Source organism: Erwinia sp. Eh17-17 (genome assembly GCF_039675725.1).
In the GTDB taxonomy this organism is placed as follows: Bacteria; Pseudomonadota; Gammaproteobacteria; order Enterobacterales; family Enterobacteriaceae; genus Erwinia.
Genome location: NZ_JBDFQT010000001.1, coordinates 1,118,257 through 1,130,317 on the forward strand (window position 1 = coordinate 1,118,257; position 12,061 = coordinate 1,130,317).

11 protein-coding genes and 1 pseudogene are annotated in these 12,061 nt (G+C 55.8%); 9 read left to right on the forward strand and 3 right to left on the reverse strand.

Annotated features, from left to right (window positions below):
• Positions 1-12: 12 nt before the first annotated feature.
• Positions 13-552 (reverse strand): YniB family protein, encoded by a 540-nt coding sequence (locus ABEH87_RS04965; protein WP_346574418.1) that lies wholly within the window; start codon positions 550-552, stop codon positions 13-15.
• A gap of 169 nt (positions 553-721) precedes the next feature.
• Here ABEH87_RS04965 and hxpB point away from each other — a divergent pair, with 169 nt between their 5' ends.
• From hxpB to katE, 5 genes and pseudogenes are all read left to right on the forward strand, one after another.
• The gene (gene hxpB, locus ABEH87_RS04970; RefSeq protein WP_346574420.1) at positions 722-1,393 is read left to right on the forward strand and encodes a hexitol phosphatase HxpB; all 672 of its coding nucleotides are present in this window, start codon (positions 722-724) and stop codon (positions 1,391-1,393) included.
• 192 nt (positions 1,394-1,585) lie between these two features.
• On the forward strand, positions 1,586-2,347 hold the full coding sequence (gene kduD / locus ABEH87_RS04975; protein WP_346574422.1) for a 2-dehydro-3-deoxy-D-gluconate 5-dehydrogenase KduD: 762 nt from the start codon (positions 1,586-1,588) through the stop codon (positions 2,345-2,347).
• Between the two features lie 153 nt (positions 2,348-2,500).
• Positions 2,501-3,091, forward strand: a complete 591-nt coding sequence (locus ABEH87_RS04980) for a metal-dependent hydrolase (protein WP_346574424.1) — start codon at positions 2,501-2,503, stop codon at positions 3,089-3,091.
• 163 nt (positions 3,092-3,254) lie between these two features.
• Positions 3,255-4,652: an L-cystine transporter gene (locus ABEH87_RS04985; RefSeq protein WP_346574426.1), complete on the forward strand. Its 1,398-nt coding sequence runs from the start codon at positions 3,255-3,257 to the stop codon at positions 4,650-4,652.
• Positions 4,653-4,835: 183 nt separating this feature from the next.
• Positions 4,836-6,917, forward strand: a pseudogene (gene katE, locus ABEH87_RS04990) (catalase HPII); the annotation flags it as partial.
• A 75-nt stretch (positions 6,918-6,992) separates the two neighbouring features.
• On the opposite strand, the gene osmE reads toward katE, so the two are convergent.
• Positions 6,993-7,328, reverse strand: coding sequence for an osmotically-inducible lipoprotein OsmE (osmE, locus tag ABEH87_RS04995; protein WP_346574428.1), 336 nt, complete (start codon positions 7,326-7,328; stop codon positions 6,993-6,995).
• A gap of 203 nt (positions 7,329-7,531) precedes the next feature.
• Here osmE and ABEH87_RS05000 point away from each other — a divergent pair, with 203 nt between their 5' ends.
• The 4 genes from ABEH87_RS05000 to cho all read left to right on the forward strand — a co-directional run bounded on the left by ABEH87_RS05000 (position 7,532) and on the right by cho (position 11,235).
• Positions 7,532-8,116 (forward strand): helix-turn-helix domain-containing protein, encoded by a 585-nt coding sequence (locus ABEH87_RS05000; RefSeq protein ID WP_346574430.1) that lies wholly within the window; start codon positions 7,532-7,534, stop codon positions 8,114-8,116.
• Entirely contained in the window at positions 8,113-9,303 is a 1,191-nt protein-coding gene (locus ABEH87_RS05005; protein ID WP_346574433.1) for a multidrug effflux MFS transporter, read from the forward strand. Before ABEH87_RS05000 ends, ABEH87_RS05005 begins: the two co-directional genes overlap by 4 nt.
• 125 nt (positions 9,304-9,428) lie before the next feature.
• A complete protein-coding gene (nadE, locus tag ABEH87_RS05010) occupies positions 9,429-10,256 on the forward strand; it encodes an ammonia-dependent NAD(+) synthetase (RefSeq protein ID WP_346574435.1) in 828 nt (275 codons plus the stop codon).
• 103 nt (positions 10,257-10,359) lie between these two features.
• The gene (cho, locus tag ABEH87_RS05015) at positions 10,360-11,235 is read left to right on the forward strand and encodes an excinuclease Cho (RefSeq protein ID WP_346574436.1); all 876 of its coding nucleotides are present in this window, start codon (positions 10,360-10,362) and stop codon (positions 11,233-11,235) included.
• Between the two features lie 117 nt (positions 11,236-11,352).
• On the opposite strand, the gene spy is transcribed toward cho, so the two are convergent.
• Complete coding sequence (spy, locus tag ABEH87_RS05020; RefSeq protein ID WP_346574438.1) at positions 11,353-11,841, reverse strand: ATP-independent periplasmic protein-refolding chaperone Spy; 489 nt, start codon at positions 11,839-11,841, stop codon at positions 11,353-11,355.
• Positions 11,842-12,061: the final 220 nt, after the last annotated feature.

Consider the following 12,061-nt stretch of genomic DNA (forward strand, 5'->3'; position numbering starts at 1 on the left):
GTAGCGGCGGGATTAGTAGATAAACCCGGCCAGTTTCAGCACGAAATATCCGGCGATGACGATAATGACCGGCAGTATGTAAAGCGGGAAGAACTGCAGAAAAATGGTGTGGCGCGGCACAACAATTTTCGCTTCCAGCTGATCCCGGCTCTGACCTTCTGCACCGCGCGCATTCTCCAGAATCATCTGGTCTTCGATGCTCTCACGCAGAAAACGTGTTTGCCGCGCCATGCGCGCGCCGGAAGCCTGTAAAGCCAGCCCGACAAATATCAGCGCATAGATAACCCAGAAAAGGATATTGCTGTGGTGATTAAAATCCGGTACTGGCGAATGCGACCAGAACCCGGAGAGAAAGCCAGTATTAAAACGGATCATATCGATCATGACATGAGCGAAATCCTGCATCACGGCATTAATGCCGTCACGCTGTTCACGGCTTTTTTCCAGAAAACCTAACAGCGAGATCAGCGTTGATATCAGCGCGGGAATAAAAATAATCCAGCCTGCGATGCGCTTCACTATCGCTACCCGGCCAGCCTGTTGATACGTCATGCTTTCTCCTGTCCATCAGATGTCTGCCTGTCAGTTTACCTGTAGTGCGCTAAAAGCGCCTGCAAAATGAGGACTTAATAGCGGGTTTCCGCATCCGGGCCGCCCCGATGATCAATTTTCATCCCCTCTTCATGATAAACTGCCTCAAACTGTCAAATGGAGCCGCAGAATGTCATATCACCGCCCCGTACTCGCCGCCATTTTTGATATGGATGGCCTGCTGATCGATTCTGAACCGCTATGGCAACAAGCCGAACTGGATATTCTCACTACCCTTGATGTTGACCTCAGCCGCCGTGGCGAGATGCCCGATGCACTGGGCCTGCGCATCGATCAGGTGGTACGCATGTGGTACGAAACCCTGCCGTGGGAAGGACCGTCTCAGGCGGAAGTGACACAAAGGGTGATCGCGCGGGCGTTAAGTCTGGTTGAAGAAACCCGTCCGCTGCTGCCCGGCGTAGAGCAGGCGTTACGGCTCTGTCAGTCCGAAGGGCTGAAGATCGGTCTCGCCTCTGCCTCACCGCTGTTCATGCTGGAAAGGGTGCTGGAGATGTTCAACCTGCGCGGTTACTTTGACGTGCTGGCCTCGGCCGAATCCCTGCCATACAGTAAACCTCACCCGCAGGTCTACCTTGATGCGGCTGCCGGCCTTGGGGTCGATCCCTTGAACTGCGTGACGCTGGAAGATTCGTTCAACGGCATGATTGCCACCAAAGCAGGCCGTATGCGTTCCATCGTCATACCGGATGCCAGCCACGCTGCAGACCCGCGCTGGTCTCTGGCAGATGTCCGGCTGAACAGTCTGGAAGAGCTGACGGCGCAGCATCTGCACGGACGCTAATCCATCCTGCCCGGCAGTATCTGAGTTGCCGGGCAGTTCATTTTCTCAGCCACTCCGACAAAATAATTAAAACAATGTTTCATTTTTGTTGAATTCATCCTCTCTTCTGCCTATGCTCCCCTTATCGGCTCGCGCAACGCCCGTTAAAATCACTGAATCTGCGCGCGCCATCTTTTCTATAAGGAAGCCGCGATGATCCTCAATGCATTTAACCTGGAAGGCAAAGTGGCCATGATTACCGGATGTAATACGGGGCTTGGTCAGGGAATGGCGCTGGGTCTGGCCCAGGCGGGATGCGATATCATTGGCGTCAACCGCTCATCAGCCAGCGAAACGGCGCACAAAATTACCGCTACCGGACGGCGGTTTATCAGCATCACCGCCGATCTGGCAGACAGCCACTGTATCGACAGCGTGATGGAGCAGGCTCTGGCGGCCTGCCCGCAGCTGGATATTCTGGTGAACAATGCCGGGATTATTCGCCGCGATGATGCGATTAATTTCAGCGAACGCGACTGGGATGATGTGATGAACCTCAACAGCAAGACGCTGTTTTTCCTTTCGCAGGCCGTTGCCCGTCAGTTTATCCGCCAGGGGCGCGGCGGGAAAATTATCAACATCGCCTCAATGCTCTCCTATCAGGGTGGCATTCGCGTTCCCTCTTATACCGCGTCCAAAAGCGCAGTCATGGGCCTGACGCGCCTGATGGCCAATGAGTGGGCGCAGCACAACATAAATGTTAACGCCATCGCTCCCGGCTATATGGCGACGAATAACACCGAGCAGCTGCGGGAGGATGAGGATCGCAATCAGCAGATACTGCAGCGCATCCCTGCCGCGCGCTGGGGCCAAAGCGAAGATATGATGGGCCCGGTGGTCTTCCTGGCCTCCGCCGCAGCCGATTACGTTAACGGCTATACGCTGGCGGTGGATGGCGGCTGGCTGGCGCGCTAGTGCCGCCCGGTGAACCGGTTCCCGCCAGGCGCGGCCTGTTCACCGGTTAATCAGTCGTGACTTATTTATCTTTCGTTACAGCGTCACATATTTATTCTACTGTATATATTCCCTATACTGGATGCATTGACAGTTATGCAGCCAGGTATCCCCATGACGGCCGAGGGCCATCTTATTTTTGCCATTGCCAGTGCGATTTTTGCCAAGCGTGCCGAACTGACTCCCGTTCTGGCCAGCGCGGACTGGTGGCATATTATTCCGGCCACGCTGCTGACCTGTCTGCTGCCGGATATCGACCACCCGAAATCATTTCTCGGCCAGCGCCTGAAATGGCTCTCGCATCCGATCGCGCGCGCCTTTGGGCACCGGGGCTTTACTCACAGCCTGCTGGCCGTCGTCGGCGGTGTCGCCCTGCTGCAGTTAAAACTGCCGGCGGGCTGGCTCATCCCGGCAGATGCGTTTCAGGGGATGGTGCTGGGCTACCTCAGTCATATTGTTGCCGATATGCTCACGCCTGCCGGGGTTCCCCTTCTCTGGCCGTGCCGCTGGCGCTTCCGGCTGCCGCTGCTGAGAAGTCAGAAAGGTAACCAGCTTGAGCGGGCGCTGTGCCTGATCCTGGTAGGCTATGCCATCTGGTTTCCCCCCGGCGCGCTGCCTTTTGGTGCATCAGACTGGACCAGCCAGGTGGTAAATTCTGCACAAAATCACATCGAGCGCTTAATTAACCACCACGATGCGCAATAACCCACCAAATACAGCCAAAAAGGAATAAATAATTCCGTTTGGATATAAGGCTGCACCCTGACTAGCTGATACCATTCCGCTACTGGTTTACTTACTGTGCGACAGAAATTAACTGCCGTCAGCATGGCTACGCCGTAGCCCGTATTTTTTGGAGACTATGGGAATGAATTTTCCACTCATTATTAACATTGCAGCGTTTATCGCGCTGCTGCTACTGATTGCAAAAACGGGGCGCACGGGCTGGAGCCTGTCGAAGAAAGTGCTGTTTGGCCTGGTGGTCGGCGTACTGTTCGGTCTGGCACTGCACGCTATCTATGGTGAAAACAACCCGGTCATAAAAGAGTCGGTGAGCTGGTTTAACCTTGTGGGTAACGGCTATGTGCAGCTGCTGCAGATGATTGTTATGCCGCTGGTGTTCGCCTCTATTCTCAGTGCCGTTGCCCGCCTGCATAATGCCTCATCGCTGGGTAAAATCAGCCTGCTGACCATTGGCGTGCTGCTTTTCACCACGGCGATTGCCGCCGCAGTGGGTGTGTTCGTCACCTGGCTGTTTGGTCTGAACGCCAGCGGCCTGGTCCAGGGTGTGCAGGAATCGGCCCGTCTGGCGGCCATTCAGAACAACTATGTCGGTAAAGTGGCCGACCTCAGCGCACCACAGCTGCTGCTGTCGTTCGTGCCGAAGAACCCGTTTGCCGATTTAACCGGCGCCAACCCGACCTCTATTATCAGCGTGGTTATTTTTGCCGCCTTCCTCGGTGTGGCTGCCCTGCAGTTGCTCAAAGATGACGTTGAAAAAGGTCAGCGCGTACTGAAAGCGATTGACACCCTGCAGGCGTGGGTAATGAAACTGGTCCGCCTGATCATGAAGCTGACGCCGTATGGCGTGATGGCGCTGATGACTAAAGTGGTCGCCACCTCCAATCTCAGCGATATCATCAAGCTGGGCAGCTTCGTGCTGGCCTCGTACCTCGGCCTGGCCATCATGTTTGCCGTCCACGCCCTGCTGCTGTCGGTAAACGGAGTGAATCCGCTGCGCTTCTTCCGTAAAGTGTGGCCGGTGATTACCTTTGCCTTCACCAGCCGCTCCAGCGCCGCGACCATTCCTCTCAGCGTGGAAGCACAGACGCGTCGCCTGGGTATCCCTGAGTCAATCGCCAGCTTCGCGGCGTCATTCGGTGCCACTATCGGTCAGAACGGCTGTGCAGGCCTCTACCCGACGATGCTGGCGGTGATGGTCGCCCCGACGGTGGGAATCAACCCATTTGAACCGATGTGGATTGCCACCCTGATCGGTATTGTGACCCTCAGCTCTGCCGGTGTGGCGGGCGTGGGCGGCGGCGCAACCTTTGCCGCGCTGATTGTCCTGCCGGCTATGGGCCTGCCCGTTACGCTGGTGGCGCTGCTGATCTCTATCGAGCCGCTGATCGACATGGGTCGTACTGCTCTTAACGTAAATGGCTCAATGACTGCCGGTACCCTGACCAGCCAGTGGCTGAAACAGACGGATAAGCAGATCATGAACACTGATGCCGATAACGAAGCCGAACTGGCCCACCGTTAATCCCCTTTGCGGGCCAGTATTCTGCTGGCCCGTGATTGCCTTCCCTGACATGCCCCTCCTTTTCACAAGCGTATATTGCTCACTGTTCTATAGTTACTGGTGTCTTAAAGCCCGCAACTGGAGCACCGTACTATGTCGAATGAAAATGAACGCCAGGGGAATGCCCCTCTATCCCCCCCGACGAATGCCAAAGTTGATGCGCTAGAACCCTTTCGTAAGGGTGGCAGAGATCAGCCTCTGACGACCAATCAGGGCACGCGTATTGCTGACGATCAAAACTCGCTGCGTGCCGGAACCCGTGGACCGACTCTGCTGGAAGACTTTATTCTGCGGGAGAAAATTACCCACTTTGATCACGAACGCATCCCTGAACGCGTGGTACATGCGCGCGGCTCAGCTGCGCACGGCTATTTTCAGCCCTACCGCGCGATGGGCCACGTGACGAAAGCTGGTTTTCTCGCGTCCCCCGATACCATCACTCCGGTATTTGTCCGGTTTTCAACGGTCCAGGGGGGAGCGGGGTCGGCAGATACCGTGCGCGATATTCGCGGCTTTGCCACTAAATTTTATACCGATGAAGGGGTATTCGATTTAGTGGGCAACAACACCCCGGTGTTCTTTATCCAGGATGCCCACAAATTTCCGGACTTTGTCCATGCGGTAAAACCGGAGCCGCACAACGAAATGCCACAGGGCGGTAGCGCCCATGACACCTTCTGGGATTACGTCTCGCTTCAGCCCGAAACCCTGCATAACGTCATCTGGGCAATGTCCGATCGCGGCATCCCGCGCAGCTACCGCACCATGGAAGGCTTTGGCATCCACACCTTCCGCTTTATCAATGCCGCGGGGCACGCGACCTTTGTACGTTTCCACTGGAAGCCTGTGGCAGGTAAAGCCTCCCTGCTGTGGGACGAAGCGCAAAAACTCAGCGGGCGCGATGCGGATTTTCATCGCCGCGATCTGTGGGAAGCCATCGAGGCCGGGGACTTCCCGGAATTTGAACTCGGCGTACAGCTGATTGAAGAAAGCGATGAGTTTGCCTTTGATTTTGACCTGCTGGATGCCACTAAGCTGATCCCCGAAGAGCTGGTGCCGGTAGAGCTGATTGGTAAGATGGTGCTCAACCGTAACCCGGATAATTTCTTTGCCGAGACCGAGCAGGTTGCTTTCCATCCCGGCCATATCGTGCCCGGAATGGATTTCACCAACGATCCGCTGCTCCAGGGCCGCCTGTTCTCCTACACCGACACGCAGATCAGCCGGCTGGGCGGGCCAAACTTCCATGAGATCCCTATCAACCGCCCGGTCTGCCCGTACCATAACTTCCAGCGCCAGGGAATGCACCGGATGGATATTGATACCAATCCGGCCAACTACGAGCCTAACTCAATCAACGATAACTGGCCGCGCGAAACGCCGCCCGCTGCGCAGCGCGGCGGTTTCGAAAGCTACCAGGAACGCATTGAGGGGCACAAAGTTCGCGAGCGCAGCCCGTCATTCGGCGAGCATTACTCCCAGCCGCGCCTTTTCTGGCACAGTCAGACGCCGGTGGAGCAGCAGCATATCATCGATGCTTTCGCCTTTGAATTAAGCAAAGTCGGCCGCAGCGAGATCCGCGCACGCGTCGTCGATGAGCTCACGCATATCGATATTTCTCTGGCCAACAGTGTGGCTGAGCAGTTAGGGATCACCCTGTCAGAAGAGCAGATGCAGACCGCCCCGCCTAAAGACGTCAACGGTCTGAAGAAGGATGCCAGTCTGAGCCTGTATGCGGTGCCCAGCGGAAATATCAAAGGGCGGCAGGTGGCGTTACCGATCGCCGACGGCGTAAATGCGGCCGACACGCTGGCCATCCTGCAGGAACTGAAGAATCAGGGCGTCCATGCCAAACTGCTGGCGGCGCATATGGGCCAGGTGAGGGCCAGCGACGGTTCATCCCTGCCGGTTGATGGCACCTTCACCACCCTGCCTTCTCTCGCCTTTGATGCTGTGATAGTCCCTGATGGCAACATTGATGCACTGTTACTGCGCGGCGACGCCTGCTATTTCCTGCTGGAAGCGTACAAGCATCTGAAGGTGATTGGTTTGAGCGGTGAGGCACGGCGTTTTGCCGCACAGTTCGGGCTGTCGGAGGATGAGCGCGAAGAGGGTGTCATCATGGAAGATAAGGCCGAAGGGGTATTGATGAGTGAATTTCTGCATGCGATGAGTGCACACCGTATCTGGTCACGCAGTCAGAAAGCCCTTAGCGTTCCGGCATAATTTCAAAAAAGGGAGCATCAGCAAATCATAAAAAAACGGCCACTTGCGTGGCCGTTTTCAATGTAATGCCAGTGATTACTGGTTAACCTGCGGATCGGTATCGTACTCTTTGCAGCTCTGGAAACCGTAGTTCATTACACGACCGGTATCGGCATAGCTGACAAAGTAAGTCTGCTGTTTGCCATCACGCTCGCCCAGCACATAAGTCTGGCAGGTGCCACGCGCGTGAACCATGGTAATTTCTGTAGAAGGCGGTCCGGCAATGTCACGAACCTGCTGGCGGGTCATCCCTTTTTTAACATCCTGCACTACCGGCTTAGTGGCATAGCTTTCAGCACGGTCATAGGCAGTACAGCCTGATAACACAGCCAGCGCCACTGCGGCACCAATCAAACCCGTCAATTTACGCATTTACTCTTCCTCTGTTTTTTTTCCATGTAGCGATAAGCCTGGAACATAAATGCAGATTTTTCAAATTTATGGCGTCAAATTATTATCAGTTTATTCGCGCCATGCCTATAATCTACAGGCTGAGAATGAACATTCACATCCCCACTCCTGTCCCCCTGCTCACCGCACTGACAGGTCACATTAGCTGACAGCGGCGGAATGCCATGAGCCTACAGACAGAAGCCCGCGATGCCCGCCATCGCCTGCGTCAGGATGAAATTATTACCGCTGCCCGCCGCTGCTTCCGCCAACACGGATTTCACGGTGCCAGCATGGCGCAGCTGGCGGCAGAAGCTGATCTGAGCGTCGGTCAGATTTATCGCTATTTTACCAATAAAGACGCCATCATCGAAGAGATCGTCAGGCGTATCATCGACTCCCGCGTACAGGAGATGGTGGTCACCAGCAGCAACATTCATCTGGCAGAGATGCTGGCCTGGCGCGTGGTCAAAAATGAAGATGATGACGCGCTGATGATGGAAGTGGCGGCAGAAGCCACCCGCAATTCCCGCGTTGCCAGAATGATGGTCGAGGCCGACGAACGCATGTTCAGCCACGCCTGTGACAAAGTCTCCCAGCTGCATCCGGAGTATAGCGCGGAGCGGATTCGTGCCTGCGTCGAAATTCTCGCCGTTATGGTGGAAGGGACGTCTTACCGCCGACTGACGCCGCAGAAAGCGTCAGCGGAACGCCTTTACACCTTATATCAACAAATTAACGACTATCTTTTCAAATCAGAGGAATCATGACACCTGCGCACCCCAAACGTCTTGGCTATGCCATCACGCTCGGACTGCTGGCGGCTTTAGGCCCGCTCTGCATCGACCTGTATTTACCGGCGCTGCCGGAACTGGCCAGCGATCTTAACACTCCGACCGCCACGGCCCAGCTCAGTCTCACCGCCGGCCTGCTCGGGCTGGGGCTGGGTCAGCTGTTCTTTGGCCCGCTGAGCGACAAATACGGCCGCATCCGGCCTCTGCTGCTGTCGCTGGTGCTGCTGCTGGTGGCTTCCGTCGGCTGTGCGCTGGCGCAGGATATTAACCAGCTGCTGCTGGCGCGCCTGTTTGAAGGGCTGTCCGGTGCCGGCGGTGCGGTGCTGTCGCGCGCTATCGCCCGCGATATGTACAGCGGTCACGAACTGACGAAATTCTTCGCCCTGCTGATGCTGGTCAACGGGCTGGCCCCGATAGCGGCCCCGGTAATGGGCGGCGCGCTGATGGCATTCCTCGACTGGCGTGGGCTGTTTATGGTGATTGCACTGATCGCGCTGCTACTGTTTATTCTGGCGCGGGTCAAGCTGCATGAGACGCTCCCGGCGGAACGACGCAGTCAGGGCAGTCTCTTTTCTGCCTGGGCTGCGCTGGGTCAGGTGGTGACCCATCGTCCGTTTATGGGGTTCTGCCTGACGCAGGGCTTTATGATGTCAGGCATGTTTGCCTACATTGGCGCTTCACCCTTTGTGTTACAGCAAATCTACCAGCTCTCCCCGCAGGCATTTAGCTTTTGCTTCGCCGCTAACGGTGTCGGCCTGATTATTGCATCACAAGTCAGTGCCCGCCTCTGCCCGCTGTGGGGGGAATACCGGGTGTTGAAAGGGGGTCTGATACTGGCGTTTGTTTCATCCGGCAGCCTGCTGCTGACGGGGTTAACCGGTGCCGCCCTGCCGCTGGTGCTGGTGGCCCTGTTCTTCAGCGTGGCCAGCAATGGGGTGATCTCGGTGACGGCATCGTCCCTGGCGATGCAGAGCCAGGGTCACCGTGCGGGCAGCGCCTCAGCGGTCATTGGCGTCACCATGTTTACCCTGGGCGGAATTAGCGTTCCGGTCACTGGCATCGGCGGCACCTCGGTCCTGACGATGACGGCTACCATTTTCGGTTGCTATATGCTGGCGATACTGATGTTTACAGTGCTGGCACAGAAACCTAAAAATGCCTGATTTATCAGCGTATGGCGTGAATAAAGTTGGATTGATTGTTGTTGTTTCACGCCATGCACGTTAGCTTTAACAGACAAATATGCACTCAGCCGCCGTCTGTCGGCGCTGAATCTTAGGAGAGGTCAATGGCTCTGCAACAGGAAATCATCAAAGCGCTGGGCGTCAAACCGACGATTGATGCCCGTGAAGAAGTTCGCACCAGCGTCGAGTTTCTCAAGTCCTATCTGAAGACCTATCCGTTCCTGAAATCCCTGGTGCTGGGTATCAGTGGCGGCCAGGATTCCACGCTGACGGGAAAACTGTGTCAGATCGCCATCAGCGAACTGCGCGAAGAAACCGGCAATAGTGACTATCAGTTTATTGCCGTCCGTCTGCCGCACGGCGTGCAGGCGGATGAACAGGATTGTCAGGATGCGATTACCTTTATTCAGCCAGACCGCGTGCTTACGGTAAATATTAAAGCCGCCGTACAGGCCAGCGAGCAGGCACTGCGCGATGCCGGTATTACCCTGTCTGATTTTATCCGGGGTAATGAGAAAGCGCGTGAGCGGATGAAAGCGCAGTACAGTATTGCCGGTATGACCTCTGGCGTGGTGGTCGGCACCGATCACGCCGCCGAAGCCGTTACCGGGTTCTTTACCAAATACGGCGATGGCGGCACCGACATCAACCCTATTTTCCGTCTGAATAAAGGCCAGGGAAAACAGCTGTTGAAAGCGCTGGGCTGTCCGGAACACCTGTACCTGAAGCACCCTACCGCTGACCTGGAAGACGACCGTCCCGGTCTGCAGGATGAAGTGGCCCTCGGCGTCACCTATGAGATGATTGACCGCTATCTGCAGGGAGAAACGATTGATGCCGCAGCGGCCAGCACCATTGAAAACTGGTATCTGAAAACTGAACATAAGCGTCGCCCACCGATCACCGTCTTCGACGACTTCTGGAAAAAGTAACCCCGGCGGGCCGATCGCTTTCCGGTCGGCCCCTTCCCCTGAATGATTCCGCATCAGAAATCTCCTGCTATACTGTACATCTGACCAGTAAGCGGAGTTGTGAGTGATTAAGAAAGCAGCCAGTCATCGCCTCGAATTTGAGGTTGAAGCCATCTACCAGTACCCTGAACAGCTACGCCCGTGGCTGGTCAGCCTGCCCAATCTTCCCGGCGTATATGTCTTTCACGGCGAAAGCGAAACCCTTCCGCTGTACATCGGCAAGAGCGTAAACATCCGCAGCCGCGTCCTGTCGCACCTGCGTACTCCGGCCGAAGCGCGCATGCTGCATCAGGCCAGGCGCATTAGCTTTATCCCTACCGCCGGTGAAATGGGCGCCCTGCTGCTGGAAGCGCAGATGATCAAACTCCAGCAGCCGCTGTTTAACAAGCGTCTGCGCAAAAACCGTCAGCTGTGCGCACTGCGCATCCGCGATAACCGCCCGGAGGTGGTGTATGCCAAAGAGGTCGATTTCTCTCATACGCCAAATCTGTTCGGGCTGTACGCGCATCGCCGTGCGGCACTGGCGACCCTGCAGAAAATTGCGGATGAACAGCGCCTCTGTTACGGCCTGCTGGGTCTGGAGCCACTGAGTAAAGGGCGGGCGTGCTTCCGTTTTGGCCTGCGCCGTTGTGCCGGAGCCTGCTGCGGTCAGGAACCTGTAGAAGATCATCAGCAGCGTTTGCTGGCGGCGCTGGAGGCGGTGCGGCTTCAGTGCTGGCCGTGGCCGGGTGCCGTGGCGGTGGTTGAGGAAGGGGTGATGCAAAAGCAGATACACGTCATCAATAACTGGCTCTACCTGGGGTCAGTCAGTGACATGGCAGATGCCGCGGCGCTGTGTAATACGCCGCCGGGTTTTGACAGCGACGGCTATAAGATTCTGTGCAAGCCGCTCATTTCTGGCAAATTGCCGGTGATCCCCCTGCCCGTTCCCGGCGCATAAACAAAACCGCCGACGCTGACCACCGCCATTCCGGCAAGGTGGGCAACGTCGGCGGTCTCAGATATCGCTCGACAATTCCGTCAGGTCCAGTGGGCAAGGCCCGCTGTTCAACGGCAATTAATCTTCTGCAGGAGGCATTTTACCTTCATGCTGCGGTTTTTCAGTCAGACGTTTCTCAAAGTTCTGATTAAACTGTTTTTTCTGTTCAAGGGTCAGCACGTTATACAGTTTGTTCTGGGTTTCCAGCATCGCCAGCGCACGATCTTTGCTGTGGGCCGTCATCTGTTCGGCCTGCGCTTCTGCCTTCGACTTATCAAAGCTGTCGGAGGCAATAATGCTATGGGCTGCGCGGCGCTCTTCCAGCGACGGACGCTTCATCTCTTTGTGTGACTCTTTCATGATAGTGCGCATCTGTTGTTTCTGCGCATCCGTCAGATTCAGCCCTTTAAACATCTCGTTCATGCCACCGTGACGCGGCGGCTTATGCATCATCGGTTTGTCAGCACCCGCTGGCGGTGGCGTTAAGGTATCGGCTGCGGCATGAACAATACCCGCAGTGCCCAGTGCCAGGGTAGCGGCAACAACGATAGAAGTTAATTTACGCATAATATTGTCCTTTTATTTCAGTCTGTGGCAATTCAGTTGTCGTGATGTCGAAAGCAAGTCTACGGCTCTGAACGTCAAGTACTCAGAACCAGAGTAAAGCCCTGAAAGCATAAAAGACAAAATGACGCCAATGATGGAGAGAATGCGCAGGATTTGGTGAGGAATTGCAAAAGAGTATGAATTTAGAGGAGTTTGTGCAGAAACTGTGGAGAAGTGTAAT

Bases quoted from the DNA above. Each gene is read 5' to 3' on its own strand.
- osmE (WP_346574428.1), bottom strand. From the start codon at position 7,328: ATGCGTAAATTGACGGGTTTGATTGGTGCCGCAGTGGCGCTGGCTGTG.
- nadE (WP_346574435.1), top strand. From the start codon at position 9,429: ATGGCTCTGCAACAGGAAATCATCAAAGCGCTGGGCGTCAAACCGACG.
- ABEH87_RS04965 (WP_346574418.1), bottom strand. From the start codon at position 552: ATGACGTATCAACAGGCTGGCCGGGTAGCGATAGTGAAGCGCATCGCA.
- ABEH87_RS04985 (WP_346574426.1), top strand. From the start codon at position 3,255: ATGAATTTTCCACTCATTATTAACATTGCAGCGTTTATCGCGCTGCTG.
- ABEH87_RS04980 (WP_346574424.1), top strand. From the start codon at position 2,501: ATGACGGCCGAGGGCCATCTTATTTTTGCCATTGCCAGTGCGATTTTT.
- kduD (WP_346574422.1), top strand. From the start codon at position 1,586: ATGATCCTCAATGCATTTAACCTGGAAGGCAAAGTGGCCATGATTACC.
- hxpB (WP_346574420.1), top strand. From the start codon at position 722: ATGTCATATCACCGCCCCGTACTCGCCGCCATTTTTGATATGGATGGC.
- spy (WP_346574438.1), bottom strand. From the start codon at position 11,841: ATGCGTAAATTAACTTCTATCGTTGTTGCCGCTACCCTGGCACTGGGC.
- ABEH87_RS05005 (WP_346574433.1), top strand. From the start codon at position 8,113: ATGACACCTGCGCACCCCAAACGTCTTGGCTATGCCATCACGCTCGGA.
- ABEH87_RS05000 (WP_346574430.1), top strand. From the start codon at position 7,532: ATGAGCCTACAGACAGAAGCCCGCGATGCCCGCCATCGCCTGCGTCAG.